At 73.0% G+C, this 25895-nt stretch carries 25 protein-coding genes; 18 read left to right on the top strand and 7 right to left on the bottom strand.

Annotated features, from left to right (window positions below; translation table 11 throughout):
• Window positions 1-19: 19 nt before the first annotated feature.
• The 3 genes from F6W97_RS38120 to F6W97_RS38110 all read right to left on the bottom strand — a co-directional run bounded on the left by F6W97_RS38120 (window position 20) and on the right by F6W97_RS38110 (window position 2618).
• Entirely contained in the window at window positions 20-976 is a 957-nt protein-coding gene (locus F6W97_RS38120; RefSeq protein ID WP_155375456.1) for a phosphotransferase family protein, read from the bottom strand.
• Window positions 977-1208: 232 nt separating this feature from the next.
• Window positions 1209-1943: an N-acetyltransferase gene (locus F6W97_RS38115; protein ID WP_155375455.1), complete on the bottom strand. Its 735-nt coding sequence runs from the start codon at window positions 1941-1943 to the stop codon at window positions 1209-1211.
• Window positions 1944-1952: 9 nt separating this feature from the next.
• On the bottom strand, window positions 1953-2618 hold the full coding sequence (locus F6W97_RS38110; protein WP_155375454.1) for a DUF3159 domain-containing protein: 666 nt from the start codon (window positions 2616-2618) through the stop codon (window positions 1953-1955).
• A 111-nt stretch (window positions 2619-2729) separates the two neighbouring features.
• Between F6W97_RS38110 and F6W97_RS38105 the strand changes: the two genes are divergently transcribed.
• Window positions 2730-4037 (top strand): M20/M25/M40 family metallo-hydrolase, encoded by a 1308-nt coding sequence (locus tag F6W97_RS38105; RefSeq protein WP_155375453.1) that lies wholly within the window; start codon window positions 2730-2732, stop codon window positions 4035-4037.
• A gap of 59 nt (window positions 4038-4096) precedes the next feature.
• A complete protein-coding gene (locus tag F6W97_RS38100; protein ID WP_155375452.1) occupies window positions 4097-4747 on the top strand; it encodes a hypothetical protein in 651 nt (216 codons plus the stop codon).
• A 142-nt stretch (window positions 4748-4889) separates the two neighbouring features.
• Here the strand turns inward: F6W97_RS38100 and F6W97_RS38095 are convergent, their stop codons facing one another.
• On the bottom strand, window positions 4890-5081 hold the full coding sequence (locus F6W97_RS38095) for a DUF5703 family protein (RefSeq protein ID WP_155375451.1): 192 nt from the start codon (window positions 5079-5081) through the stop codon (window positions 4890-4892).
• Window positions 5082-5303: 222 nt separating this feature from the next.
• Complete coding sequence (locus F6W97_RS38090) at window positions 5304-6272, bottom strand: aldo/keto reductase (protein WP_155375450.1); 969 nt, start codon at window positions 6270-6272, stop codon at window positions 5304-5306.
• Window positions 6273-6432: 160 nt separating this feature from the next.
• Here F6W97_RS38090 and F6W97_RS38085 point away from each other — a divergent pair, with 160 nt between their 5' ends.
• The 4 genes from F6W97_RS38085 to F6W97_RS38070 all read left to right on the top strand — a co-directional run bounded on the left by F6W97_RS38085 (window position 6433) and on the right by F6W97_RS38070 (window position 10192).
• On the top strand, window positions 6433-7524 hold the full coding sequence (locus F6W97_RS38085; RefSeq protein WP_155375449.1) for an acyltransferase family protein: 1092 nt from the start codon (window positions 6433-6435) through the stop codon (window positions 7522-7524).
• Window positions 7525-7608: 84 nt separating this feature from the next.
• Window positions 7609-8661 carry an LLM class F420-dependent oxidoreductase gene (locus F6W97_RS38080; protein WP_155375448.1) on the top strand — a complete coding sequence of 351 codons (1053 nt, stop codon included), beginning with the start codon at window positions 7609-7611 and terminating at the stop codon, window positions 8659-8661.
• A 6-nt stretch (window positions 8662-8667) separates the two neighbouring features.
• The gene (locus F6W97_RS38075; protein ID WP_155375487.1) at window positions 8668-9498 is read left to right on the top strand and encodes an undecaprenyl-diphosphate phosphatase; all 831 of its coding nucleotides are present in this window, start codon (window positions 8668-8670) and stop codon (window positions 9496-9498) included.
• 1 nt (window position 9499) lies between these two features.
• The gene (locus F6W97_RS38070) at window positions 9500-10192 is read left to right on the top strand and encodes an MSMEG_4193 family putative phosphomutase (protein ID WP_155375488.1); all 693 of its coding nucleotides are present in this window, start codon (window positions 9500-9502) and stop codon (window positions 10190-10192) included.
• A gap of 154 nt (window positions 10193-10346) precedes the next feature.
• Here the strand turns inward: F6W97_RS38070 and F6W97_RS38065 are convergent, their stop codons facing one another.
• Window positions 10347-10994: a TetR/AcrR family transcriptional regulator gene (locus F6W97_RS38065; protein WP_155375447.1), complete on the bottom strand. Its 648-nt coding sequence runs from the start codon at window positions 10992-10994 to the stop codon at window positions 10347-10349.
• 179 nt (window positions 10995-11173) lie between these two features.
• On the opposite strand from F6W97_RS38065, the gene F6W97_RS38060 reads away from it, so the two are divergent.
• Window positions 11174-12160, top strand: coding sequence for an LLM class flavin-dependent oxidoreductase (locus tag F6W97_RS38060; protein WP_155375446.1), 987 nt, complete (start codon window positions 11174-11176; stop codon window positions 12158-12160).
• A 116-nt stretch (window positions 12161-12276) separates the two neighbouring features.
• On the opposite strand, the gene F6W97_RS41325 is transcribed toward F6W97_RS38060, so the two are convergent.
• The gene (locus F6W97_RS41325) at window positions 12277-13854 is read right to left on the bottom strand and encodes a PucR family transcriptional regulator (RefSeq protein WP_155375445.1); all 1578 of its coding nucleotides are present in this window, start codon (window positions 13852-13854) and stop codon (window positions 12277-12279) included.
• 105 nt (window positions 13855-13959) lie between these two features.
• Between F6W97_RS41325 and uraD the strand changes: the two genes are divergently transcribed.
• From uraD to alc, 11 genes are all read left to right on the top strand, one after another.
• Window positions 13960-14457 carry a 2-oxo-4-hydroxy-4-carboxy-5-ureidoimidazoline decarboxylase gene (gene uraD, locus F6W97_RS38050; RefSeq protein ID WP_155375444.1) on the top strand — a complete coding sequence of 166 codons (498 nt, stop codon included), beginning with the start codon at window positions 13960-13962 and terminating at the stop codon, window positions 14455-14457.
• 45 nt (window positions 14458-14502) lie between these two features.
• The gene (gene uraH / locus F6W97_RS38045; RefSeq protein ID WP_155375443.1) at window positions 14503-14829 is read left to right on the top strand and encodes a hydroxyisourate hydrolase; all 327 of its coding nucleotides are present in this window, start codon (window positions 14503-14505) and stop codon (window positions 14827-14829) included.
• Complete coding sequence (pucL, locus tag F6W97_RS38040) at window positions 14829-15695, top strand: factor-independent urate hydroxylase (protein WP_155375442.1); 867 nt, start codon at window positions 14829-14831, stop codon at window positions 15693-15695. The genes uraH and pucL overlap by 1 nt, the downstream gene beginning before the upstream one ends.
• The gene (locus F6W97_RS38035; RefSeq protein ID WP_155375441.1) at window positions 15695-16546 is read left to right on the top strand and encodes an FAD binding domain-containing protein; all 852 of its coding nucleotides are present in this window, start codon (window positions 15695-15697) and stop codon (window positions 16544-16546) included. The genes pucL and F6W97_RS38035 overlap by 1 nt, the downstream gene beginning before the upstream one ends.
• On the top strand, window positions 16537-17007 hold the full coding sequence (locus F6W97_RS38030; RefSeq protein ID WP_155375440.1) for a (2Fe-2S)-binding protein: 471 nt from the start codon (window positions 16537-16539) through the stop codon (window positions 17005-17007). Before F6W97_RS38035 ends, F6W97_RS38030 begins: the two co-directional genes overlap by 10 nt.
• Complete coding sequence (locus F6W97_RS38025; protein ID WP_155375439.1) at window positions 17004-18356, top strand: 8-oxoguanine deaminase; 1353 nt, start codon at window positions 17004-17006, stop codon at window positions 18354-18356. The genes F6W97_RS38030 and F6W97_RS38025 overlap by 4 nt, the downstream gene beginning before the upstream one ends.
• Before the next feature lie 139 nt (window positions 18357-18495).
• Window positions 18496-20766 carry a xanthine dehydrogenase subunit D gene (pucD, locus tag F6W97_RS38020; RefSeq protein WP_230687316.1) on the top strand — a complete coding sequence of 757 codons (2271 nt, stop codon included), beginning with the start codon at window positions 18496-18498 and terminating at the stop codon, window positions 20764-20766.
• The gene (aceB, locus tag F6W97_RS38015; RefSeq protein WP_155375438.1) at window positions 20767-22284 is read left to right on the top strand and encodes a malate synthase A; all 1518 of its coding nucleotides are present in this window, start codon (window positions 20767-20769) and stop codon (window positions 22282-22284) included.
• A complete protein-coding gene (locus F6W97_RS38010; protein ID WP_155375437.1) occupies window positions 22284-23507 on the top strand; it encodes a DUF6986 family protein in 1224 nt (407 codons plus the stop codon). Before aceB ends, F6W97_RS38010 begins: the two co-directional genes overlap by 1 nt.
• On the top strand, window positions 23504-24805 hold the full coding sequence (gene allB, locus F6W97_RS38005; protein ID WP_155375436.1) for an allantoinase AllB: 1302 nt from the start codon (window positions 23504-23506) through the stop codon (window positions 24803-24805). The genes F6W97_RS38010 and allB overlap by 4 nt, the downstream gene beginning before the upstream one ends.
• Window positions 24806-24908: 103 nt before the next feature.
• Window positions 24909-25895 carry an allantoicase gene (gene alc / locus F6W97_RS38000; RefSeq protein ID WP_155375435.1) on the top strand — a complete coding sequence of 329 codons (987 nt, stop codon included), beginning with the start codon at window positions 24909-24911 and terminating at the stop codon, window positions 25893-25895.

The raw sequence follows: 25895 nt of genomic DNA, 5'->3' as shown, positions 1-25895 counted from the left end.
TCAACACAGCGTTGACAGCTCAGCGGGCGAGCCGCCGGACCTCCTCGGCCAGCAGCCGGGCCAGGCCGGTCCGCCGCCACTCGTCGGTGATGCCGCGGCTGGGCACCTCCACCGTCATCAGCAGGTAGAGGTAGAGGCGGTACAGGGCGAGCCGGCGCCGGGCCGGGGCGTCGAACGCCACCGGCGCGCCGGTCGCGGCGGCGTAACCGCGTGCGAACGGGTGCTCCGGCTCGTCCTCGACGCGGCGCAGCAGCAGGGGCGACACGAAGTCGACGAGTGGGTCGCCGTACAGGTAGCGCTCGCCGTCGACCAGGCCGGTGAGGCGGCCGCCCGCGGCGAGCACGTTGCCGTCCCACAGGTCGAAGTGGACCAGTGCGGGCCGGTCGACCTCGTCCAGCTCGGGACTGTCCGCGACCGCCGCGCGGATCAGGTCCGCGTCCACGGGCAGGGCCACCTGCCAGGTCGCCGCGTCGGCGAGCAGTGCCTCGACCATCGAAGACAACGCCGCGCGCCAGGTCGCCGCCTGCGGCCGGGGGCCGGGGTAGCCGAAGTGGCCGCCGGTCACGGTGTGCACCCGGGCGACGGCGGATCCGAGCTGCTCGCGTACCGCGTCGTGGTCGCCGCCGCGGTCGGCCGACAGCGGCGTGCCGGGCAGGAACGTGGTGAACAGCCAGCCGTCGCCGTGGTGCAGCACGCGCGGGGTGGGCACGTCCGGCACCCGCTCGGCCACCAGCCGGAAGTACGCCGTCTCGCAGGCGATCATGCCGTGCTCGTACGTGAGCAGCGGCACCTGCGGGGACGGTCCGACCTTGAGCACGACGTCGCGACCGTCGGACAGGCGTGCCCGCCACACCGCCGCGAACCCGCCGCCGGACAGCTCCGTGGCATCGGCGACGGTGACGCCGGACCCGAAGGCCGCTCGCACCTTCGCCGCGACGTCGCCGGGAGTCAGCTCAGGCTGCGTGGGGCTGCGCATCCGCGAGATTGTGCCACGGTCGTGGAACGTCGAGCCGACCAGCGCGTTGCGCAACGCGCGTGCCGGGCCGGGGCCGCCGTCCGGTGTGACTGCCGACGGCGGATCGGGCGACCGGCGCAGTCGGCTCGCCGTCCACAAAGCCCAGTGAACCACTGTATGCAGTACTGCGCATACATCCGTATGGCCAGTCTATGAACTTTGTGTTATCGAGGTGCTGCGGAGCGTAGCCCGGTCAGCGGTGCCGGACCCAGACGTTGGGTTCGGCGTACACGCCGGTGTCGGCCTCGCGGTCGACGCGCAGGGTGCTCAGCCCGTCGGGGATGACATAGTCGCCCGAGTCGGGCAGCCGCAGGCCGGTCCAGCTCTCCCAATCGGCCACCGAACCCGTGATGACCTGCGAGCGGGGCGCGGCGGCCAGCACCCGCGCGCCCATCCGGACATGGGTGCGCAGCCACGGGTCCTGCGGCAGCCCGTCGGGGCGGGTCCACGCCTGGTAGCGCTCGATCGGGGTGAGCGGGTAGCGGGCCTTGTGCGTCGGCCGGACCGGGCAGATCACCTGGGCGCGACCCCGCCGTGCGGCGTCCTCGCACAGCGCGGTGAGCAGCTTCGCGGCCAGGCCCGCGCCCTGCCGGTCGGGGTGCACCTGCGCGGCGAGCACGGCATGCGTGTCCGGGACACGTCCCGCGTCGTACGCGGCCAGGGCGCGGGCGAGGCTGTCGTTGTACCCGGCGGGCAGGTCGGACACCTCGCCGTTCCAGCACAGCGGCACCGCCCAGCCGGCGGCCACCGGCTCGTCGCCGTCCAGCACCACCAGTTCCAGATCGGCGAACAACTCGCGGACGCGTCCGATGTGCCGCCCGGTCTCCTGGTCGTGGAAGATGAACTCCGGCCAGCCTCCCGCGAACAGCCGCGCCAGCTGCTCGGGCGAGCGCGGGCGGGCGTGCAGGGGCTCCGTGGTGAGGCTCACCGGCCGAGGCTAAACCCGGGCGGGCGCCGTGTTGATCACAGGGTGGCGCAGTCCGGGGTGGCCCTCGGGCAGCGAGCGGCGCATCACGTACCAGCTGACGGCCAGGCAGGCCGCGACCACCGGCCAGGTCAGCGCGACGGTGGAGAACGCCAGCGCGGCGGCCTGGCCCGCCCAGTAGAGCGGCAGCCACACCGCGAGCCGCACGATGTACTGCAGCACCCACACCCAGCTGGCCCGGCTGTACGCGCGCAGCAGCGCCGGGTCGCGCCGCCAGGAGCCGCGCTGGCCGAGCACGCCGCCGACGACCACGCCGAGCAGCGGCCACCGCAGCACGATGCTGACCGCCCAGGCCAGCGCGCTGGCGGCGTTGGTGGCGATGCGGATCAGGAAGAACGCCTCGGGGCGGTCGGTGTACAGCGCGATCAGCGCGGCGACGACCACGCCGAGCAGGCCGAGCAGCACCGCCCCGAGCTTGTCGCCGCGCAGCACCCGCCACAGCCCGATCACCGCGGTGACCGCGACCGCCGCGCCGACGCCCCACTCGATGGACCGGTCACCGGCCACGAAGGCGATGCCGAAGGCAAGCGGGCCCAGCGTGGCGTCGAGGGCGGCGCGACGTCCGCCGAGCAGGTCGGCGAAGCTCTCACCGGCGGGGTCGGGCCGGGTGGCGGTCACAAGATCTCCAGCGGTCGTCGGGTTAGGTGAGCCTAGCCTGTTCGGTATCGGGCGGGAAGCTGCCGCGTACTGCGCTGGGACATTCCGCCCCGACCTGGTAGGAAGATCCTTATGCGTACGCCCGCCACTGACGAGGTTATCGACCTCTGCCGCGACCTGATCCGCATCGACACCACCAACACGGGTGATCTGGCCACCAGCGCGGGGGAGCGGGGCGCCGCCGAGTACGTCGCGACCAAGCTCAGCGAGGTCGGCCTCGACCCGCAGCTGCTGGAGAGCCGGCCAGGCCGGGCCAGCGTGGTCACCCGCATCCCCGGCGCGGACTCCTCGCGCGGGGCGCTGCTGGTGCACGGGCACCTGGACGTGGTGCCGGCCGAAGCGAGCGAGTGGTCGGTGCACCCCTTCTCGGGGGAGATCAAGGACAACTTCATCTGGGGTCGCGGCGCGGTCGACATGAAGGACTTCGACGCGATGACGCTGGCCGTGGTGCGCGACTGGCAGCGGACCGGGTACGTCCCGCCCCGCGACATCGTGCTCGCGTACACCGCAGACGAGGAGGCCGGCAGCGACTGGGGCGCGGCGTTCCTGGTCAACGAGCATGCCGACCTGTTCGAGGGCTGCACCGAGGCGATCGGCGAGGTCGGCGGCTTCTCCTACACGGTCAGCAACGACCTGCGCCTCTACATGATCCAGACGGCTGAGAAGGGCATCGACTGGCTGCGCGTGCACGCCACCGGACGCCCCGGCCACGGCTCGTTCGTGCACGACGACAACGCCGTGACGGCGCTGTGCGAGGCCGTCGCCCGGGTCGGCCGGCACCGCTTCCCGGTCGTGGTGACCCCGACCGTGCGGGCTTTCCTGGAGGAGGTCGGCGAGGCGCTGCACATCGAGATCGACCCGGACGACCCCGAGGCCGCCATCGCCAAGCTCGGCCCGATCGCCACCATGATCGGCGCCACGATCCGCAACACCGCGAATCCGACCCGCCTTTCCGCCGGGTACAAGGACAACGTCATCCCGGGCCGGGCGAGCGCGACGATCGACTGCCGGACCCTGCCGGGGCAGTTCGAGCTGTTCCGCGAGCAGCTGGCGGAGGTGCTCGGGCCGGATCTGGAGATAGAGTCGATTCACCGCCAGCCCGCGCTGGAGACCGGGTTCGACGGGGCGCTGGTGGATGCGATGGCACTGGCGCTCAAGGCCGAGGACCCGGGCGCGCACGCAGTCCCGTACATGCTTTCGGGTGGCACCGACGCCAAGTCGTTCGCCCGGCTCGGTATCCGCTGCTTCGGATTCGCCCCGCTGCGCCTGCCGCCGGACCTGAACTTCTCCGCGTTGTTCCATGGCATCGACGAGCGCGTGCCGGTGGAGGGACTACAGTTCGGCGTGCGGGTACTGGACAGGTTCCTGCGGCAGAGTTAGGCCCGGTCGTGCGCGGCCGGGAACCGGCCTGTCTCGTCGTATGAAGGAGTAACCGAGTAATGAGCGACAACCACGCCGCCGTCGAGGCCGCGCTGGAAGACATGATCACCGCCGCCCGGGCGCACCTGGCCGCTGTACGCGACGCCAAGGGTGAGGTCGACAGCGATGACGTCTGGCGTGCCTACGTGGCGTTCAACAACGCCGCCGTCACCTACGACGACGCCCTCTCGGAGACGTACGGCGAGCCGCTGCCCTGGGAGGTCGAGCCGATCGACCTGGAGAAGGCCGACCGGTTCATGGCCGACCTCGTCGCCGCCGAGCAGGCCCCGACCGACCCGCACCCGAAGGTGATCTCGGTCCGCCAGCGTCGTGACTACCTGATCCCGAGCGTGTCCGCGCTGATCAACGCGGCCGAGCTGGCCCGCCGTGAGGCCGGTCTCAGCGACGCCGACTCCGAGCCGGTGGCCTCGGTCGCCGACGCCGTGCTGGAGCTGCTGCAGAGCTCCGACGGCTCGCTCGCCGCGCTGGACATCCCGGAGCTGGAGCCGCTGGACGGCATCGTCACCGTCGCCGAGGTGGACAAGTCCCTGGAGCCCGACGACTTCGAGGAGTCCGACGCCAACGGCCCGTTCACGCTGGGCGCCTCCGACAAGCTGGTGGCCCGCCTGGACGAGCACCTGAACGGCGACATCCTGGAGGACCAGGACTGACGTCCTGATCCCGTCGACTGCGGCGCGTACCCGGAACGGGTGCGCGCCGCCTGCGTTTCCGGCCGCCGGGTCGACGCGGTGTGCGGACACGCGTCGCTGTCCCGCCGGGGTCGGCAGGCGGGAGGGCGGCCAGGTCCGGCGGTCAGGCGGAGAGGCCGGGCAGGGGGAAGGCCCGCAGCGGCCGGCGGAGCAGCACCTTGCGGGTGCCGTCCTTCATCAGCTGCACGCGGGCCAGTTCCCAGCCGCCGTACTCAGCCTGGATCGCGAGCCGCACCGCGGCGGTCAACCGATCTACATCCGGAGGTAACCGCAGCGGTGCGTATTCGTAGTCCATAGAGCGATGGTGCACCTGTGTCCCAGGTCAGGCAAGCATTGCGGGGATCCCATCTGGCCGCATTGCGCCCGTTCGAGCGCTGATTACAGCAGAACATCCCGTTCCGAGTCGCCGTCCGCCGTCTTGATCCACCGAGTTGCCAGGCAGTCGGGCGAAAGGCGGGTCAAGATACGCACACCTGCCGGGCAGGTCGGTGGATCAAGGGCGGGCGGAACGGTGGGGCTAGTCGAGTTCGGGGTAGCCGAGGGGGATGGCGGAGACGTCGTCGAGGGCGCGGGAGATCTCCGGCGGGAGCTGGATGTCCTCGACCTGGAGTGCCGCGACGAGCTGGCCGACGTTACGTGCGCCGAGGATCGGCGCGGTCACCCCGGGGCGGTCGCGTACCCAGGCCAGCGCGACCTCGGCGGCCGACACGCCCAGGCCGTCGGCCGCGGTCGCCACCGCCTCGACGATCGCCGAGCAGCGCGGTTGCAGGTAGGGCAGCACCGACCGCTCGAAGTGCGGCGACGCGGCCCGCGAGTCGGCCGGGCGGCCGTGGCGGTACTTGCCGGTCAGCACTCCGCGGCCCAGCGGCGACCAGGGCAGCACGCCCAGCCCCAGCGCCGCGGCCGCGGGCAGCACCTCCCGCTCGATGCCGCGCTGCAGCAGCGAGTACTCCATCTGGGTGGCGACGATCGGGGCCCGGCCGGGCCAGGCCTGCTGCCAGGTCACCGCGCGGCCGGTCTGCCAGCCTGAGAAGTTCGACACACCGGCGTAGCGGGCCTTGCCGGAGCTGACCGCGTGGTCCAGGGCCGCGAGGGTCTCCTCCCAGGGGGTGTCCGGGTCGTGCCCGTGCACCTGCCAGAGGTCCACATACGACACACCGAGGTTGCGCAGCGTGGTGTCGAGGGTGCGCAGCAGGTGCCCGCGCGAGCCGTCGTGGCGGCGTCCGGCCCGCGCCCGCAGCCCGGCCTTGGCGACGATCAGCACCTCGTCGCGGGACACCATGGCGTCCAGCAGCGTGCCCAGCACCGCTTCGGCCTCGCCGTCGGCGTACACGTCGGCGGTGTCGAGCAGCGTGCCACCGGCGTCCACATACGCCTTGAGCTGCGCACCCGCGTCGTCCGGATCGGTGTCCAGACCCCAGGTCATGGTGCCCAGGGCGAGGCGGGAGACCACCAGCCCGCTACGGCCCAGCGGTCGTTGCTGCATGGGTGAACTGTATTCGGCTTGACGCCGCGACGGGGATCGGCGGGTGTCGCGCGGAACGGGCGGGAAACGGGGCCGGGCCGGTTTACCGAGCCCGCTTTGAGGGAAATGGGCTGTGGTTGAGGTGCACGGTCGACCCAGCCCCCAGGAGCGCCGAACCATCATGTGGAGCAGTACGGCCGGTGGCAGTCCGGCTGACCCGGCCGCCGTCCGTCCCCGCAGTCCCTACATCGACACGCTGCGCGCCGCCGCCATCGTCCGGGTGTTCCTGCAGCACACCGTGCCACTGGGGGCGCTGACCACGCTGCTGCCCGCGATGTGGGTCATGTTCGGCCTCGCCGGCTACCTGACCGCGGTGTCGCTGCGGCGCGGCGGGGCGGCGCGCACCGTGCGTTCGCGGTTGCGCCGGCTGCTGCCGCCGCTGTGGATGCTGGGCGCGATCGGGGTTCCGTTGATGCTGCTGCACGGCTGGCACCCGTTCACCTGGAGCGAGCTCCTTCCGTGGGTGTTCCCGCTGGTGAATCCGCCGGGCAGCGAGTGGGGCGCGGCGCTGGTCGTCGCGCTGTGGTACCTGCGCGTCTACCTGTGGTTCCTGCTGCTCTCCCCGGTGCTGCGCTGGCTGTTCGAGCGTGCGCCGGTGGCGACGCTGCTGGCCCCGCTCGGGGCGGCCGTGCTGCTGTCGACCGTGCTCAGGCTGCCGAGCTCCCCGGTCACCGACGTGGTCTGGAGCACCGCCGCGTACGGGACCGCGTGGGTGCTCGGGTACGCCCGCGAGTCCGGGCTGCTGGACCGGCTGTCCTGGCCCGCCTGCCTGGCCGCCGCGGGGGCGCTGGGCGTGGCCGCCCTGCTGCGGGCCGTCGCCGATCGGGAAGGGCTGCACGACCAGCTGGTGCCGGTGCTGTGGGGCACCGCGGTGGTGCTGCTGGCGCTGCGCGCCCGGCCACGGCTGGCCTGGCTTTCCGCGGCTGCGCCGCTGCGCCGGGTGGTCGCGCTGCTCAACGCGCGGGCGGTGACCGTCTACGTGTGGCAGTTGCCGATGGTGGCCGTCGGCCTGTGGCTGCTCGGCGGGCTGGCCGGGCCGCCGGTGCTCACCGTCGCGGTCACGGCGGTGCTGACGGCAGGCGCCGTGCTGTGTTTCGGCTGGGTCGAGGACCTCGCGGCGAAGCGGCCGCCGGCGCTGCTGCCGGCCGTTCCCGCTGCTCGCTGCGCGACCGTCGACGGGGTGCGAGCGCCCGCAGGCGTGCCGGCGGCCTGAGACCGGGGTCTCCTTCCCAAGATTCTTACCACTCGGTAACGTTGGGCCACCGCCGCCGACGCGGCCCGGCCAACGGAGGTCACCATGCGACTCGGTCTCAACATCGGCTATCTGACGCCGTGGTCCACGCCCGAAAGCCTGCTGGCCCTGGCTCGGGAGGCCGACCAGCTCGGCTTCTCGGTGGTCTGGGCGGCCGAGGCGTACGGCTCGGACTCGCCGACGCTGCTCTCCTGGATCGCCGCGCAGACCGAGCGCATCGACATCGGCAGCGCCGTCATGCAGATCCCCGGCCGCACCCCCGCCGCCACCGCGATGACCGCCGCCACCCTCGACACCCTGTCGGGCGGCCGCTTCCGCCTGGGCCTGGGCGTGTCCGGCCCGCAGGTCTCCGAAGGCTGGCACGGCGTGCGCTTCGCCAAGCCGCTGGCGCGCACCCGCGAGTACGTCGACGTGGTCAAGCTCGCCCTGTCGCGCAAGCAGGTCACCTACTCCGGCGAGTTCCACACCCTGCCGCTGCCCGACGGTCCCGGCAAGGCACTGCGCCTGAACTTCCACCCGCTGCGCACCGAGATCCCGGTCTACCTCGCCGCGGTCGGCCCGAAAAACCTGGAACTGGCGGGCGAGATCGCCGACGGCTGGCTCGCCGTGTTCTACGCGCCCGAGTTCGCCGAGGAACAACTGGCGCAGATCGCCGCCGGTCGGGCAAAGGTGGGCAAGACCCTCGACGGCTTCGACATCGTGCCCAGCGTGCCCGTCGTCATCGGTGACGACGTCGAGATGTGCGCCGAACTCGTGCGCGCCTACGCCGCGCTGTACGTCGGCGGCATGGGCAGCCGCCAGCAGAACTTCTACAACCAGCTGGCCACCCGCATGGGCTACGGCGAGGCCGCCGCGCAGGTCCAGGAGCTGTACCTGGCCGGCCGCCAGCGCGACGCCGCCGCGGCGATCCCGATGGAGTTCATCGACCGCACCTCATTGCTGGGTCCCAAGGATCGCATCGCGCGACGCCTGCGTGACTACGCCGATTCGGGCGTGACTACGCTGTCGCTGGCGCTGTTCGTGGCAGACGCCGACTCCGGCAGGGAGACCTTGCGTACGGTGGCCGAAGCGTACGCGGAGAGCGGACTGGGAGACTAAGTGGAGATCGAGATCTGGCAGGCGATCGTGCTGGGCATCGTGGAGGGAATCACCGAATTCCTCCCGATCTCCTCCACCGGACACCTGACCATCACCGAAAAGCTGATGGGCCTGCCGATCGACGATCCCGCCGTCACCGCCTTCACCGCCGTGATCCAGATCGGAGCGATCGCGGCGGTGCTGGTGTACTTCTTCAAGGACATCGGCCGCCTGGCCGGGGCCTGGTTCAAGGGCCTGTTCTCGGCCGAGGCGCGCCAGATCTTCGACTACAAGTTCGCCTGGTACGTCATCGCGGGCTCGATCCCGATCGGCATCGTCGGCTTCCTCGGCCGGGACCTCATCACCGGTCCGCTGCGCAGCATGTGGTTCGTGGCCGGCTCGCTGATCCTGTGGAGCGGCGTGATGGCCTTCGCCGAGTACGCCGCCACCCAGACCCGCGGCGAGAAGCAGCTGCGCCTGGTCGACACGCTCGTCATCGGCTTCGCACAGTGCCTGGCCCTGATTCCGGGCGTGTCCCGGTCCGGCGCGACCATCACCACCGGTCTGCTGCGGGACATCGACCGGGTCACCGCCACCCGGCTGTCGTTCTTCCTCGGGGTGCCGGCGCTCGTCGCGGCCGGCATCTACGAGCTGCCCGAGGCGCTGGGCAGCCCCACCGTGACCGCCGCCTCGCTGATCGTCGGCACGGTCGTCAGCTTCCTGGTGGCGTACGCCTCGATCGCCTGGCTGCTCAAGTTCGTCGCACATCACTCGCTGATGGCTTTCGTCTGGTATCGGGTGATCCTCGGCGGTGCGATCATCGCATTGCTCGCCACGAACACCATCTCGGCCACCTAGGCTGGCGGGCGTGGCCACGCTACTGCTGTTGCGGCACGGACGCACGACCGCCAACGCCGACGGCATCCTCGCCGGGGACCTGCCCGTCGAGCTGGACGAGCTGGGCGTCGCCCAGGCCGAACAGGCCCGGGGGCGGCTGGCCGGGTTGCCGCTGGCCGTCGTGGTGACCAGCCCGCTGGTCCGCTGCAGGCAGACCCTGGCACTCGCGCTGCCCGGCGTCGCCCCAGTGCCCGACGAGGGCCTGCGCGAATGCGGCTACGGCGAGTGGTCGGGGCGCTCGCTCAAGGAACTCGCGGACAACCCGCTGTGGTCGACCGTGCAGCATCATCCGGCCGCGGTGGTCTTCCCGGGCGGGGAGGCCATGGCGGCCATGGCCAACCGCGCCGTGACCGCCGTACGCGCCTGGGACGCCCGGATCACCGAGTCCCACGGCCATGACGCGGTGTGGCTGGCGTGCAGCCACGGTGACGTGATCAAGGCGATCGTGGCGGACGCGCTGGGCATGCACCTGGACCTGTTCCAGCGCATCTCGGTCGAGCCGTCCTCGGTGACCGCGATCCGCTACACCCCGCAGCGGCCGTTCGTCCTCCGCGTCAACGACACCGGCACCCCGGTCTCCGCCCTGCTGCACAAGCACCGCCCGCCGGCCGAGGAGACCGCCGAGAGCGACGCCGTCCTCGGCGGCGGCGCCTGACCCTGGGCGCGCCCGCCCGTCTCGCCCTTTAATGGACATTGGCCTATCTGATCGAATTCGATCTACAAAAACTCGATCAGATAGGCCAATGTCTATATGGTGCGGGGTCGCGCCGCCAGCCGACCGCGGGGTCGAGGCGGTGGCGGGGCGGCTGTCAGAGGGGCCGGTCGGGCCGGGGTAGCGGAGTCGCCGCGCGGGTGTGCAGGCCGTCCAGCGTGACGTGCAGGATGCGGCGCCAGGCGGGCTCGGGTACGACCGGAGCGATCCGGCCGAGGGCGACCAGCAGCAGGGAGACGTCCTCGGCCGTGATGTCGGGGCGCAGCTCGCCGGACTCGTGCGCGGCGCGGACCAGCTCCGCGATCAGCGGGCCGACCTGCTGGCGGCAGTGCTGGCGGGCAGTGTTGCCGGCCTGGCCGGGCAGCGCCTGGCAGTAGGCGTCGAGCAGCCCCGGGGAGGCGGTCTGCCGGGTCAGCGCGTCCGCGAGGAAGCGGCCCAGATCGGGCCACGCCCGGCCGGTCAGCGCCGCCGACGCCGCAGCGGCCCAGGACGTGAACACATGCTCCAGCGCCGCGTCGAGCAGCGCCTCCTTGGTGGGGAAGTGGCGGTAGAGGGTGCCCATGCCGACCTCGGCCCGGCGCGCGATCTCGCGTACGTCCACGTCGCTGCCGCGCTCGGCGATCAGCCCGGCCGCGGCGTCGAGCAGCCGGCCGCGGTTGCGGGCGGCGTCGCTGCGGGTGGCAGCCGCCGGTGCGGCAGCCGCCGGTGCGGCGGGCACCGGGGAGGCGGCCGGGCGTGACGTCATGCACACACCCTACCGGAGCAACTGCTCCGCTTCGGTGCTACCGTCGGGGAGGAGGCGGAGCAAGTGCTCCGTTTCACGCCGGACCGGGTTCACCGGCCACGGCCGGCGAGACCGTGCCAGGTCTCGCCGGCCACCGGCCCGGCCCGCCGGTGCCCGTACGAGCCAGAAGGACGGCCGCAATGACGATCCCGCTCTCCATCCTCGACCTGGCCCGCATCGGCCCCGGCGAGACCGCGCGCGACAGCATCGCGGCCAGCGTCGAGCTCGCCCGCACCGCCGAGCAGCACGGCTACCGGCGCGTCTGGTACGCCGAGCACCACAACATGCCGACCATCGCGTCCTCGGCGCCTGCCGTGCTGATCGCGCACATCGGCACGTTCACCAGCTCGATCAGGCTCGGCGCGGGCGGCGTCATGCTGCCCAACCACACCCCGCTGACCATCGCCGAGCAGTACGGCACCCTCGACGCCATGTACCCGGGACGCATCGACCTGGGCCTCGGCCGCGCACCCGGCTCGGACCAGAACACCATGCGCGCGCTGCGGCGCGACGCGCAGTCGGCCGAGGGCTTCCCGCAGGACGTGCTGGAACTGCAGGCCTACCTGGCCGGGAAGTCGCGGATCCCGGGCGTGGACGCGGTGCCGGGCAAGGGCTCGCAGATCCCGCTGTACATCCTCGGCTCGTCGCTGTTCGGGGCGACGCTGGCCGCCGCGCTCGGCCTGCCGTACGCGTTCGCCTCGCACTTCGCGCCGCAGGCCCTGGAGGCGGCGGTGGCGGCGTACCGGCGCGAGTTCCGGCCGTCCGAGCAGCTCGACCGGCCGCATGTGATCGCCGGGATCAACGTCGCCGCGGCGGACACCGCGGCCGCGGCCCGGGAGCAGTTCCAGGGCACCCGGCGGGCGTTCGCGACCGGACTGTTCGGGCGCGGGCAGACCTTCACCGACGAGCAGGCCGACCAGCTCCTGGCCCAGGGCGCGGGCGCGCACGTCGATCAGATGCTGCAGTACTCCGCCATCGGCACGCCCGGCGAGGTGCGCGACTACCTCGACGCGTTCGTCCGGCAGGTCGGCGTCGACGAGCTGATCGTCGCCCACCACGCCACCGGCGAGGCCCGCCTGCGCTCGGTCGCCCTGCTGGCAGAAGCCACGCAAGCCGCCCACGCCTGACCGCCCCGCCCATGCCGTGCGCGGTGATGATCGTCCGACTTGCCCGGCACCTGTGCGTATCTTGACCCGCCATACGCCCGGTTGCCTGGCAAGCCGGACGATCATGGGGGCCGGGGCTAGGTGTCCAGGCGCAGGGCCAGGTACAGGTCCACGCGGTCGGTGAAGCGGTCGAGGTCGCGGCCGGTCAGGTCGGCGATGCGGCGTACCCGGTAGCGCAGCGTGTTGACGTGCAGGTGCATCGCGCTCGCGCAGCGCGTCCAAGAGCCGTCGCAGGCCAGGAACGTCTGCAGGGTGCGGACCAAATCCGCGTGGTGGTCGGCGTCGTACGCGCGCAGCGGCGCGAGCAGCCGGTCCGCGAACGCCTGCCGCACCGCCCGGGGGACACCCGCGAGCAGCAGATCATGCGAGGCCAGCTCGTCGCTGCCGACGACGGACACCCGTTCCTGCCGGTCGACCGCGTACCGGTGGGCGTGTCTGGCCTGGGACAACGCCCCGGCCAGCGCGGCGACGCCGGCCGCGGGCTCACTCACCCCGGCCGCGAACCGCAGTCCCCGCGTCGCAGTCGTCAGATGCCGTGCCGCCTCCCGCAGCCCGCCGACCCCGTCCACCCCCGCGACCACCGCCACCACCTCGCCCGCCAGCACGGCGACAGCCGCCCCCGGCACCATCTCCTCCACTACCGCGACGGCTTCGCCGTCCGCGTCGTGCAGTTTCGGGGAAACTGCACGCTTCACCAACCCGTTTCGTGCAGTTTCCCCGAAACTGCCGGGGCCGGAGGCGGTGGGGGGAGTGGGGGGAGTGGGGGTGGAGGAGGGGAGGGAGGCGGCGAGGACGGTGTATGGGCCGGTGGTGGGTAGGCCGCAGGCGTGGAGGGCGGCGGTGATCTCGGCGGGGTCGGTGGCGGAGGTCAGGACGTCGGCGAGTTGGGCGGCGAGCCGGCGTTCGATGCGGCGGGCGCGTTCGGAGCGGGCCGCGTCCAGGGCGGTCAGCTCGACGAGTTCTTCGAGCAGGGCAGGGTCGGCGCAGGCGATGAAGCGGGTGCCGGGCGTCGCGGCGGGTGCGGGCGCGTCGAGGTGGAACTCCCGGTCGCCGATCCGGCAGCGGGCGGGCAGGGAGTCCGCGCGCAGGAACGCCGTCGCGAGCCGCCGCCCGACGGCCAGGTCGTGCGGGGTGCCGGCGGGGTCGCCGGCGATGACGCGGCCCGTGCAGCTGAGCACCCAGGCTCCGGTGGCGGGCCACACCTCGGCCAGGTCGGCCCCGGCGGCGAGGGTGGCGACCAGGCCGCGGCGGCGGCTGCGGGCGGCCACCGCCCCGGCTTCGCGCTCGGCCCAGAGCACCGTGTTGATCCGTTCGGTCACCTCGCGGAACGACACCTCGGCGGGCACCGCGAACAGCGGCAGCCGGTGCCGCCGGCACGCCTCGACCAGGTCGGCCGGGACCGGCCCGAGCAGCGCCTCGCCCGCGCCGAGCGCGGCGACCCCGGCCCCCGCCAGCGCCGCGACGAACAGCTCGGAGTCGGCGGGCTCGCGCCGCCACATCATTCCGGTCAGCACGACCTCGCCGCCCGCGAGGTAGCGGCCGGGGTCGAGCAGGTCCGTGGTGTACGCGAGATGGGCGGGGCGGTCCAGCTCGCCTTCCCCGGCGAGCACCGGCAGCCGGACACCCGGCTGTTCCAGCACGTCACGTAGCCGCATGCGTACCGCCTTTGTCGTAACCTCCAAAGAGCCTAGCCAGGCTTTGTTGCAGTTTCGGTCCTTCTCACCCTTCAGCGCCAGGGGGCGGGGCAGTTGACTCATTCCATGTCGCCGGCCGAGTTCAACGCTCTGCCCGCCCCCGACGCCGAACGCGAGTTGCTGACCTGCAACGCGTCGAGTGCGTGGGCGCGGGCGGTGGCGGCGGGGCGGCCCTATGCGGGCATCGGCGAGCTGCGCGAGGTGGCCGCCGGTGCGGTCGCGGCGCTGCCCTGGCCGGACGTGCAGCAGGCCCTCGACGCCCACCCGCGCATCGGCGAGCGGGCCGCGGGCGCGACCCGCGAGGCGGCCTGGTCGCGGCGTGAGCAGTCCGGGGCGGCGTCGGCCGACGAGCAGACCGCGGCGGAGCTGGTCGAGGCCAATCGGGCGTACGAGGACCGCTTCGGCCACGTGTTCCTGATCTTCGCGAGTGGAAAGACGGCGGAGGAGATGCTCGCGGCGGCCCGGCGGCGGCTGGCCAACGACGAGGCCGCCGAGCGCGACGTGGTACGCCGCGAGCTGACGGCGATCACCTTGTTGCGCCTTGATCGGTTGTTCGGGACATGAGCGAGCAGGTATGAGAGCGGAGCGGTTGATGACGGGACGCACCGGATGACCCTGTCGACCCATGTGCTGGACACCTGCCGGGGTGAGCCCGCCGCGGACGTGCAGGTGACGTTGCAGCGGCTGGGGCAGTACGGGTGGGTCGTCGTGGCGACCGGGACCACGAACACCGACGGGCGGCTGGCCGACTGGGTGCCGGCCGAGCAGTGGCTGGTGGGCCGGTACGGGCTGCGCTTCGACGTCGCCGCGTACCAGGGACTGGGCAGTTTCTTCCCCGAGGTGACCGTGGTCTTCGACGTCACCGACACCGACCGGCACCTGCACGTGCCGCTGCTGCTGAGCAAGTTCGGCTACACCACCTACCGGGGGTCCTGATGACGATCCGCCTGGGCCCCAACCGGTACGGCAAGGCCGAGTGCCGGCTGGTCACCGTGGTCCGCGACGGCGAGCGCCACGAGCTGACCGACCTGAACGTCAGCACCTGCCTGGCGGGCCGCCTCGACGCGACGCACCTGACCGGCGACAACGCCGACGTGCTGCCGACCGACACGCAGAAGAACACGGTGTACGCGTTCGCCCGCGACGGGTTCGCGAGCATCGAGCAGTTCGGCCTGCGGCTGGCCCGCCACTTCGTCACCGGGCAGGACCCGATCGAACGGGCCCAGGTGCACATCGAGGCGTACGGCTGGCGGCGGCTGGGCGGCCACTCGTTCGCCCGCGCCGGGGACGAGGTGCGCACGGCGACGCTGACCGCGACCGCGGAGCAGTCCTGGGTGGTCGGCGGGCTGCACGGGCTGACGCTGCTGAACACGACCGGATCGATGTTCAAGGGCTTCCCGCGCGACCGGTACACGACGCTGCCCGAGGCCGACGACCGCATCCTGGCCACGGCCGTGGACGCCCGCTGGCGTTTCGCCTCGACGGACGTCGACTGGAACGCCGCGTTCGAGGCGGTCCGGGACGGCCTGGTCGGCGCGTTCGTCGACACGTACAGCCGCTCGCTGCAGCAGACGCTGTACGCGATGGGGGAGCGGGTCCTGGAACGGGTGCCCGAGGTCGCCGAGGTGCGGCTGGCGCTGCCGAACCGGCACCACTTCCTGGTCGACCTGTCGCCGTTCGGGCTGGACAACCCCGACGCGGTGTACTTCGCCGCCGACCGGCCGTACGGCCTGATCGAGGGCACGGTGCTACGCGACGGCGCGCCGTCGTCCGGACTAGCGTGGGACCTGGGAGCGGCCTGATGGACTTTCTGACGCCGCCGACCTGGGCCGACGCCTTGGCGATCCGGGCGGAACGGCCGGACGCGGTGCCGATCGCCGGTGGCACCGACGTGATGGTCGAGCTGAACTTCCACCGGCGGCGGCCGGGCGTGCTGCTGGACCTGACCCGCATCGGCGACCTGACGACGTGGGCGATGGACGGGGAGCTGCTGCGCATCGGGGCGGGCGTCTCGTACACCCGGATCATCGAGGAACTGGGCGACCGCCTGCCGGGGCTGGCCATGGCCTCCCGGACGGTCGGGTCGCCGCAGATCCGCAACCGGGGCACCGTCGGCGGCAACCTCGGCTCGGCCTCGCCCGCAGGCGACGCCCACCCGCCGCTGCTGGCGGCCGGTGCGCAGGTCGAGCTGGCCTCGGTGCGCGGCACCCGGCTGGTGCCGATCGACGAGTTCTTCACCGGCCCCAAACGCAGCGTGCTGGCGCCGGACGAGCTGATCGCCGCAGTATGGGTGCGGCCCGCCGACGGCCCCGAGCAGTTCTCGAAGATCGGCACCCGCAACGCGATGGTGATCGCGGTCAGCTCGTTCGCGCTCGCGCTGCACCCCGGCCGCCGGGAGGTCGGCACCGGGATCGGCTCGGCCGCGCCCACGCCGCGCCGGGCCGCCGAGGCGGAGCTGTACGCCGCCGGGCAGCTCCCCTGGGACACGCTCGCCGGGCTTGAACCCGACGTGGCGCGGCGCTTCGGCGAGCTGGTCGCCGCGGCGGCCTCGCCGATCGACGACGTGCGCGGCACCGCCGCGTACCGCCGCCACGCGCTGGCCGTGCTGGCCCAGCGCACCCTGACCTGGGCCTGGAGGGATCTATGCGGGTGACCTGCACGGTCAACGGGACGCCCCGGACCGCCGACGACGTCTGGGAGGGCGAGAGCCTGCTCTACGTGCTGCGTGAGCGGCTCGGCCTGCCCGGCAGCAAGAACGCCTGCGAGCAGGGCGAATGCGGCTCGTGCACGGTGTACCTGGACGGGACCGCGGTCTGCGCCTGCCTGGTCGCCGCGGGCCAGGCCACCGGGCGCGACGTGCGCACCGTCGAGGGCCTGGCCCCCGAGGGCGAGCTGGACCCCGTGCAGCGGGCGTTCCTGCAGACCGGGGCGGTGCAGTGCGGCTTCTGCACGCCGGGGCTGATCGTCTCGGTGCACGACCTGCTGGCGCGCGTCCCGCACCCGAGCGACCCCGAGATCCGCGAGGCCCTCGCCGGCAACCTGTGCCGCTGCACCGGCTACGAAAAGATCATGGATGCGGTGCGCCTGGCCGCGAGCGAGGCGGGGACGCGATGAGGACCGTCATCAACGGCTGTGCGATCGCGACCGTCGACGCGGCGGGCGCGGAGTACCTGCGCGGGCACCTCGTCGTCGACGGCGACCGGATCACCGAGGTCGGCGCGGGAGACTTCGACGGGCCCGCCGACCAGGTCATCGACGGCCGGGGCTGCCTGGCCACGCCCGGCCTGGTCAACACCCACCACCACCTCTACCAGTGGGCGACCCGCGGGCTGGCCCAGCAGAGCAACCTGTTCGACTGGCTGGTCGAGCTGTACCCGGTGTGGGCCGGGCTCGATGACGAACTCGTCTATGTCACGACCACCGCGGGCCTGGGCGCGCTCGCGCTGTCGGGCTGCACCACCGCCGCCGACCACCACTACGTGTTCCCGCGCGGCTCCGGTGACTTGATCGGGACGCAGGTCGAGGCGGCCGCGTCGGTCGGCGTACGGCTGCACGCCTGCCGCGGCTCGATGGACCTCGGCGCGTCGCAGGGCGGGCTGCCGCCGGACAACATCGTCGAGTCGACCGGCGCCGCGCTGGCCGCGACCGCCGCCGCGATCGAGCAGCACCACGATCCGTCCCCGTCCGCGATGGTGCGCGTCGCGGTCGCGCCGTGCTCGCCGTTCTCGGTCACCTCCGACCTGATGCGCGAGGCCGCCTCGCTGGCCCGCGCGCACGGCGTACGCCTGCACACGCACCTGGCCGAGACGGTCGAGGAGGACGAGTTCTGCCGCGACCGCTTCGGCTGCACGCCCGTGGAGTACGCCGAGAAGCTCGGCTGGCTAGGCGACGACGTGTGGCTGGCGCACGGCGTGCACCTCGACGACGCCGCGGTGGCCCGGCTCGGGGCCACCGGCACCGGCGTGGCGCACTGCCCCAGCTCCAACGCCCGCCTCGGCGCGGGCACCGCCCGGGTGCGCGACCTGCTCGACGCGGGTGTGCCGGTCGGCCTGGGCGTCGACGGCGCGGCCTCGCAGGAGGCCGGTGAGCTGGGCCCGGAACTGCGCCAGGCGATGCTGGCAGCGCGCCTGCGCGGCGGCCCGGCCGCGCTGACCGCCCGCGAGGCGCTCGCCCTGGCCACCACCGGCGGGGCCCGCTGCCTGGGCCGCGACGGCGAACTCGGCATCCTGGAGCCCGGCAGGCTCGCCGACATCGCGCTGTGGCGCATCGACGACCTCGGCCACGCCGGCATCGAGGACCCCGTCGCCGCCCTCGTCTTCGGCCCACCCGCCAAGGTCGAAGCCCTGCTCGTCGGCGGCGACGTCGTCGTCCGCCACGGCCGCCTCGTCCACACCGACTCCGACTCCCTCGCCCGCGACCTCACCCGCGTCAGCCGCACCCTCCTCCGAAAGGCCGGCCGATGACCACGTCGCCGTCGCCGTCGCCCGCGCCGCGCCCGCGCGCCCCCCACCTGCCGCAACTCTTAAAGAGTCGCGCCTTCCAGGACGTGCCGAAGCCGCGACTCTTTAAGAGTTGCGCCAGGGGTGGGGCGGGGGTGGCGGGGTGACGACGTCGGTGCATGTGGGGTTGGCGGCCACCGTGACGGGTGGGGTGGGGGCGTCACCGCAGCGGCCGGATGGGCGGCTGAAGGTGATGGGGGAGTTCGCGTTCTCGTCGGATCTGTGGGCCGACGACATGCTGTGGGGGGCGACGCTGCGCAGCCCGCATCCGCGGGCGCGGATCACGGGGCTGGATCTCGGTCCGGCGCTGCGGATTCCGGGCGTGTACGCGGTGCTCACCCATGAGGACGTGCCGGGCCGGCGGCTGTACGGGCTGGAGCACGTGGATCAGCCGGTGCTGGCCGCCGACGAGGTCCGCTACCAGGGTGAGCCGATCGTGGTGGTGGCCGCCGACCACCCGGAGACCGCGCGCCGCGCCGTCGCGGCGATCGGGATCACGTACGAGGTGCTCGACCCGGTCACCGACCCCGAGGCGGCGCTGCACGACGACCGCGCGCCCCGGGTGCACGCCGACCGGCCCAACCTGCTGCGCCACGTGCCGATCCGCCGCGGCGACCCGCACGCCGCCGCCGCGGTCGTGGTGACCGGGGAGTACGAGGTCGGCATGCAGGACCAGGCGTTCCTCGGCCCGGAGTCGGGGCTGGCCGTGCCCGCCGAGGACGGCGGAATCGACCTGTACATCGCCACCCAGTGGCTGCACGTGGACCAGCAGCAGGTCGCCGCATGCCTGGGCCTGGCCGCGGACAAGGTGCGGCTCACCCTGGCCGGGGTCGGCGGCGCGTTCGGCGCGCGCGAGGACCTGTCCATGCAGGTCCACGCCTGCATGCTGGCGCTGCGCACCGGCCGCCCGGTGAAGATGGTGTACGGCCGCGAGGAGTCGTTCTTCGGCCACGTGCACCGGCACCCGGCCCGGCTGCGCTACGAGCACGGCGCGGACGCCGACGGCCGCCTCGTCTACGTGAAGGCCCGCATCCTGCTCGACGGCGGCGCGTACGCGTCCAGCTCCGGGGCGGTCGTGGCCAACGCGGCGACGCTGGGCGTCGGTCCCTACGACGTGCCGAACGTGGTGATGGACGCCTACGGGCTCTACACGAACAACCCGCCGTGCGGGGCGATGCGCGGCTTCGGGGCGGTGCAGGCGTGTTTCGCGTACGAGTCGCAGATGGACAAGCTCGCCGCGGCGCTGGGCCTCGACCCGGTCGAGGTGCGCGTGCGCAACGCCCTGCACACCGGCGACCGGATGCCCACCGGCCAGGTCGTCGAAGGCCCGGCCCCGGTCGCGGAGCTGCTCCGCCTGGTCCAGTCCAAGCCACCGGCCGGTCCGGCCGACTTCCCGCCCGGCGGCACCGCGAACACCACCCACGGCGAGGGCGTGGTCCGCGGCGTCGGCTACGGCATCGGCATCAAGAACGTCTGCTTCTCCGAGGGCTTCGACGACTACGCCACCGCCCGGGTCCGGCTGGAACTGGTCGGCGGCCGCCCCGCGGTCCTCGTCCACACCGCCGCCGCCGAGGTCGGCCAGGGGCTGGTCACCGTCCAGGCCCAGATCGTGCGCACCGAACTCGGCGTCGACCAGGTCACCATCGCCCCCGCCGACACGGCCGTCGGCAGCGCCGGCTCCTCGTCGGCCTCCCGCCAGACCTACATGACCGGCGGCGCCGTCCGCGCCGCCTGCCAAGCCATCCGCACCCGGCTGCTGGACCGGACCGACGGCATCCCGGACGGGCTGCGGCTGGTGGACGGGCAGGTCGTGGACACCGACGGGACCGTCGTCGCGGACATCGCCGAGCTGCTCGGGGACGAGGCGATCGAGGAGACCGTGCAGTGGCGGCACCGGCCGACCCAGGCGCTCGACCCGGAGACGGGCCAGGGCGACGCGCACGTGCAGTACGCCTTCGCCGCGCACCGGGCCACCGTCGACGTCGACCTCGACCTCGGCCTGGTGAAGGTCGTCGAGATCGTCACCGCGCAGGACGTCGGCAAGGCGGTCAACCCGGTCGCGGTCACCGGCCAGATCCACGGCGGCACCGCCCAGGGTCTCGGCCTGGCCCTGATGGAGGAGATCCAGCTTGTCGACGGGAAGGTGCGCAATCCGTCCTTCACCGACTATCTGCTCCCTACGATCATGGACATGCCGCCGATGACAGTGGACGTGCTCGAACTGGCCGACCCGCACTCGCCGTACGGCCTGCGCGGGGTCGGCGAGCCGCCCACGATCTCGTCCACACCGGCCGTCGTCGCGGCGATCCGGGCGGCCACCGGGGCCGCGCTGACCAGGGTGCCGGTCCGGCCCGAACACATCGTGGGGGTATGAGTGACCGAGATCCTGACGCCTGAGGCGGTCGCGTTCGTCACCGAGCTGCAGCGCCGCTTCCGGCCCCGCCGCGACGAGCTGCTCGCGGCGCGCGCGGCCCGGCAGGCCGAGATCGATCGCACCGGCACGCTGGACTTCCTGCCGGAGACCGCGCACATTCGCGACGGCGAGTGGTCCGTGGCCAAGGCTCCGGACGACCTGGTCGACCGCCGGGTCGAGATCACCGGCCCGACCGACCGCAAGATGACCATCAACGCGCTGAACTCGGGCGCGAAGGTGTGGCTGGCCGACCTGGAGGACGCCAACACCCCGCACTGGGCCAACGTCGTCGGCGGCCAGCAGAGCCTGTACGAGGCCGTCCGCCGGACGATCAGCCTCCAGCAGGGCGACAAGCTCTACGCGCTGCACCCCGGCCCGCTGCCGACCATTGTGGTGCGGCCCCGCGGCTGGCACCTCGACGAGCGCCACTTCGAGGTCGACGGGGAGCCCGGCGTCGCCGCGCTGGTCGACTTCGGCCTGCACTTCTTCCACAACGCCGCCGAGCTGCTGGCCCGGGGCAGCGGCCCGTACTTCTACCTGCCCAAGATGGAGAGCCACCTCGAAGCGAGACTGTGGCAGGACGTGTTCACGGCCGCGCAGGAGCTGCTGGGCATCCCGTACGGCAGCATCCGGGCCACCGTGCTCATCGAGACGATCACGGCCGCGTTCGAGATGGACGAGATCCTGTGGGAGCTGCGCGACCACGCCAGCGGCCTGAACGCGGGGCGCTGGGACTACCTGTTCAGCCTGATCAAGAAGTTCCGCGGCTTTCCGGCGTACACGCTGCCCGACCGGGGGCAGGTGACGATGGCCGCGCCGTTCCTGCGGGCGTACGCGCAGCTGCTGGTCAAGACGTGTCACCGCCGCGGCGCGTACGCGATGGGGGGCATGGCGGCGTTCATCCCGAACCGGCGCGACCCGGGCGTCACCGCGACCGCGCTGGCCAAGGTGCGCCAGGACAAGGAACGCGAGGCCGCCGACGGCTTCGACGGCTCCTGGGTGGCGCACCCCGACCTGGTGCCGATCTGCCTGGAGGTCTTCGACAAGGTCCTCGACGGCGCCCCGAACCAGCTCTCCCGGCAGCGCCCGGACGTGCGGGTGACCCCGCACGACCTGCTCGACGTGCGCACCACGCCCGGTGAGATCACGCTGGCCGGCGTACGCGCCAACATCGACGTCGGCATCCGCTACATCCAGTCGTGGCTGAGCGGCAACGGCGCGGCCGCGATCAACAACCTGATGGAGGACGCCGCCACCGCGGAGATCTCCCGCTCGCAGCTGTGGCAGTGGATGCACAACGGCGCGGACCTCGCCGACGGCACCCCCATCACCCGTGACCTGCTGGAACAGCTGATCGAGGCGGAGATGGACACGCTGGGGCCCGACTACGGCCCCGCCCGCAAGATCTTCGAGCAGGTCGCGCTGTCCGACGACTTCGTGGAGTTCCTGACCCTGCCGGCCGGGGAGCTGATCGACTGATGAAGCCCGCCGAAGCCGGGGAGTTCCTCGGCGCGCCGCGCGACGGGGTGGTCCACCTGCCGGCCCGGGAACTGGACCGCAGGCTGGCCGTGGCCGACGGGCAGCTGCGCGACCGCTATCCGGGTGAGCCGACCGGCCGCCAGCCGCTGCACACCGTGTACGTGCCCGCCGACCTGATACGCACCGGCCTGGCGTTGCGCTGGGGCGAGCAGGCCCTCGCCGCGCTGGCCGAGCACGGGCTGCCCTACCCGGAGGAACTGCACGAGCGGATCGGCCGCAAACTGTCCACGGAGCCGATCGAGGACCTGCGGGTGGACTTCGAGGACGGCTACGGCCGCCGCGAGGACGCCACCGAGGACGCGCACGCCCGCAGCGTCGCCGCGTTCCTGTCCGCCCGCCCGGCCCCGTTCACCGGGGTACGGATCAAGAGCCTGGAGGCCGACACCCGGCCCCGGGCGCTGCGCACCCTGGAACGGCTGCTCGACGCGCTGGGCACGATCCCGCCGAACTTCGTGATCACGCTGCCGAAGGTCAGCTCGGTGGACCAGGTCGAGGCGCTGGTCTCGCTGTGCCGCCAGCTCGAACCGGCCGCGGGTCAGCTGCGCTTCGAACTGCAGGTGGAGATGCCACAGGCGATCATGGGACCGGACGGGACCTGCCCGCTGCCCGCGATGATCCACGCGTCGCAGGGGCGCTGCGTGGGGCTGCACTACGGCACGTACGACTACTCGGCGGCACTCGGTATAGCGGCGGCGTGTCAGTCGATGGAGCATCCGGCCGCCGACCATGCCAAGCAGGTCATGCAGGTCGCCGCGGCGGGAACGGGCGTGCGCGTGGTCGACGGCTCCACCAACGTGCTGCCGGTCGGCGACACCGCGGCCGTGCACGCCGCCTGGGCGCTGCACCTGCGCCTGGTCCGCCGCAGCCTGGAACGCGGCTTCTACCAGGGCTGGGACCTGCATCCGGCGCAGCTGCCGACGCGCTACGCGGCCGCGTACGGCTTCTTCCGCGAGGGGGCTCCGTCGGCCGCGGCCCGGCTGCGGGCCTGGCTCGACGGGCGCGACAGCGCAGCCCAACGCGACAGCGGCGCACGCGGCACCGGCTACCTGGACGAACCCGCGACCGCGCGGGCGCTGTCGGGATTCCTGCGACGCGCCGTGGCCTGCGGCGCTCTTGATATCGGCGAATTCGGAGTCGATCGATCTATGCTGGACCCGCTGTGAACTACGACCTCATTCTGCGCTCGCACCGGACACTGACCCCGGACGGCGAACGGCCCGCCGACGTCGGCATCCGTGACGGCGTCATCGCCGCGGTCGTCGGATTCCAGGCGCTGTCCGGCGACGACGTCATCGACCTGGGCGAGTGCGCGCTGCTGCCCGGCCTGGTCGACACCCACGTGCACGTCAACGAGCCCGGCCGCACCCAGTGGGAGGGCTTCGACAGCGCCACCCGGGCCGCCGCCGCGGGCGGCGTCACCACCATCGTCGACATGCCGCTGAACTCGGTCCCGCCGACCGTCGACGTGCAGGCGCTGCACGTCAAGCGGGCCGCCGCCGTCGAGCAGTGCTTCGTCGACGTCGGCTTCTGGGGCGGCGCCGTGCCCGGCAACGCGGGGCAGCTGCGCGCGCTGCACGACCAGGGCGTGCTCGGGTTCAAGGCGTTCCTCATCGACTCGGGTGTGCCCGAGTTCCCGCCGCTCGACCCGGCCGGGCTCGAAGAGGCGCTCGGCGCGGTCGACGCGCTGTTCGTGCTGCACGCCGAGGACCCGTCCCTGGTCACGCCCGCGCACGGCAAGCACTTCGCCGACTTCGTGGCCTCGCGCCCGCCGCGGGCCGAGCGCCGGGCCGTCGCCGCCGTGATCGAGGCGGCCGAGCGCACCGGGGCGCGGGTGCACATCCTGCACCTGGCCGCCGCCGACGCGCTGCCGCTGATCGCCGCGGCCCGCCGGGAGGGCGTCCGTATCACCGCCGAGACCTGCCCGCACTACCTGGTGCTCGACGAGTCCGAGGTGCCCGACGGCGCGACGCAGTACAAGTGCTGCCCGCCGATCCGCGACAAGTCGCATCAGGACGCGTTGTGGCAGGCGCTGGCCGACGGACTGATCGACTGCGTGGTGTCCGACCACTCGCCGTGCCCGCCCGAGCTGAAGGCGGGCGACTTCGGCACCGCCTGGGGCGGCATCGCGTCCGTGCAGCTCGGGCTGCCGCTGATGTGGACCGCGGCGGCGCGGCGCGGGCACAGCCTCGCCGACGTGGTGCGCTGGATGGCCGGCAACACCGCCGACCTGGTCGGCCTGCCCGGCAAGGGCCGCATCGCCGTGGGCGCGGACGCGGACCTGGTCGCCTTCGACGCCGACGCCGAGTTCACCGTCGACGCGAGCCGGCTGCTGCACCGCCACCACGTGTCGCCGTACGACGGCCGGACCCTGCGCGGCGTCGTCCGCGACACCTGGCTGCGTGGCCGCCTGGCCGGGGTGGAACCGATCGGACGCCTGCTGCGGCCGGGAGGCGGGGCATGAGCGCGAAAGCAGTCGGTCCTCGGCCGCCTGCTGCGACCCGGCAGCGCATGAGCGCGGGAGGCGTCGCACCGATCCCGGCGGAGGACTGCGGGCAGGTGACGCAGTGAGCTTCGAGGAGCTGCTCGACCTGGCCTCGCGGGCCGTCGGCGGCAGTGTCGTGGCCGCCAACGACGAGTTCTTCGCCGAGCGCGACAACCTGGTCAACCCGTGGGCGCCGACCTTCACCCCGCGCACCTTCGGCGCGAAGGGCCAGGTGTACGACGGCTGGGAGACCCGCCGCCGCCGCGAACCCGGCCACGACCACGCGGTGCTCCGGCTCGGCGCACCCGGCCACGTGCACGGCGTCGTCGTCGACACCGCGTTCTTCACCGGCAACTACCCGCCCGAGGCGTCCGTCGAGGGCTGCCGGGCCGACGGCTACCCCTCGCCCGCCGAGCTGGCCCGCGCGGACTGGTTCCCGCTGGTCGAGCGTGCGCCGCTACAGGGCGACACCCGCAACCGCTTCGCGGTCGACGCCGGGCGGCTGGTCACCCACGTCCGGCTGACCATCCACCCCGACGGCGGGGTGGCCCGGCTGCGCGTACACGGCGTCCCCGCCCCTGACCCGCGCCTGCTGCCCGACACGGTCGACCTGGCCGCTGCCGAGCTGGGCGGCCGGGTCGTCGACTGCAGCGACCGCTTCTACGGCTCGCCCGGCAACCTGCTGCTGCCGGGCCTGGCGGCCAGCATGGGCGAGGGCTGGGAGACCCGGCGGCGGCGCGACGACGGCAACGACTGGGTCCAGGTGCGCCTGGCCGCCCCGGGCGTGATCGCGCTGGCCGAGCTGGACACCTCACACTTCAAAGGCAACGCCCCCGGCTGGGCGGCGCTGACCGGGCCCGGCGGCGAACCGCTGCTGGCGCGCACCAGGCTGCAGCCCGACACCCGCCACCGGTTCCGGCTGTCGCACGACGGCCCGGTCGACGGGGCACGCCTGGACATCTACCCCGACGGCGGCATGGCCCGGCTGCGCCTGTACGGCAGCCTGACGCCCGCAGCCCGGGAGGGGCTCGCCGCACCGTGGACGGATCAGGAGGCTGGGGAGGGCTGA

The sequence above is a fragment of the Catellatospora vulcania genome, from assembly GCF_009720385.1.
Lineage (GTDB): Bacteria > Actinomycetota > Actinomycetes > Mycobacteriales > Micromonosporaceae > Catellatospora > Catellatospora vulcania.
The sequence above is the reverse complement of the archived record's forward strand: the minus strand, read 5'-3'. Positions and strand labels throughout refer to the sequence as shown.

What these genes read in the sequence shown, in the direction of transcription:
- F6W97_RS38120 (WP_155375456.1), bottom strand. Translation starts at nt 976, where the DNA reads ATGCGCAGCCCCACGCAGCCTGAGCTGACTCCCGGCGACGTCGCGGCG.
- F6W97_RS38105 (WP_155375453.1), top strand. Translation starts at nt 2,730, where the DNA reads ATGCGTACGCCCGCCACTGACGAGGTTATCGACCTCTGCCGCGACCTG.
- F6W97_RS38100 (WP_155375452.1), top strand. Translation starts at nt 4,097, where the DNA reads ATGAGCGACAACCACGCCGCCGTCGAGGCCGCGCTGGAAGACATGATC.
- F6W97_RS38095 (WP_155375451.1), bottom strand. Translation starts at nt 5,081, where the DNA reads ATGGACTACGAATACGCACCGCTGCGGTTACCTCCGGATGTAGATCGG.
- F6W97_RS38090 (WP_155375450.1), bottom strand. Translation starts at nt 6,272, where the DNA reads ATGCAGCAACGACCGCTGGGCCGTAGCGGGCTGGTGGTCTCCCGCCTC.
- F6W97_RS38085 (WP_155375449.1), top strand. Translation starts at nt 6,433, where the DNA reads ATGTGGAGCAGTACGGCCGGTGGCAGTCCGGCTGACCCGGCCGCCGTC.
- F6W97_RS38080 (WP_155375448.1), top strand. Translation starts at nt 7,609, where the DNA reads ATGCGACTCGGTCTCAACATCGGCTATCTGACGCCGTGGTCCACGCCC.
- F6W97_RS38065 (WP_155375447.1), bottom strand. Translation starts at nt 10,994, where the DNA reads ATGACGTCACGCCCGGCCGCCTCCCCGGTGCCCGCCGCACCGGCGGCT.
- F6W97_RS38060 (WP_155375446.1), top strand. Translation starts at nt 11,174, where the DNA reads ATGACGATCCCGCTCTCCATCCTCGACCTGGCCCGCATCGGCCCCGGC.
- F6W97_RS41325 (WP_155375445.1), bottom strand. Translation starts at nt 13,854, where the DNA reads ATGCGGCTACGTGACGTGCTGGAACAGCCGGGTGTCCGGCTGCCGGTG.
- uraD (WP_155375444.1), top strand. Translation starts at nt 13,960, where the DNA reads ATGTCGCCGGCCGAGTTCAACGCTCTGCCCGCCCCCGACGCCGAACGC.
- uraH (WP_155375443.1), top strand. Translation starts at nt 14,503, where the DNA reads ATGACCCTGTCGACCCATGTGCTGGACACCTGCCGGGGTGAGCCCGCC.
- pucL (WP_155375442.1), top strand. Translation starts at nt 14,829, where the DNA reads ATGACGATCCGCCTGGGCCCCAACCGGTACGGCAAGGCCGAGTGCCGG.
- F6W97_RS38035 (WP_155375441.1), top strand. Translation starts at nt 15,695, where the DNA reads ATGGACTTTCTGACGCCGCCGACCTGGGCCGACGCCTTGGCGATCCGG.
- F6W97_RS38030 (WP_155375440.1), top strand. Translation starts at nt 16,537, where the DNA reads ATGCGGGTGACCTGCACGGTCAACGGGACGCCCCGGACCGCCGACGAC.
- F6W97_RS38025 (WP_155375439.1), top strand. Translation starts at nt 17,004, where the DNA reads ATGAGGACCGTCATCAACGGCTGTGCGATCGCGACCGTCGACGCGGCG.
- F6W97_RS38010 (WP_155375437.1), top strand. Translation starts at nt 22,284, where the DNA reads ATGAAGCCCGCCGAAGCCGGGGAGTTCCTCGGCGCGCCGCGCGACGGG.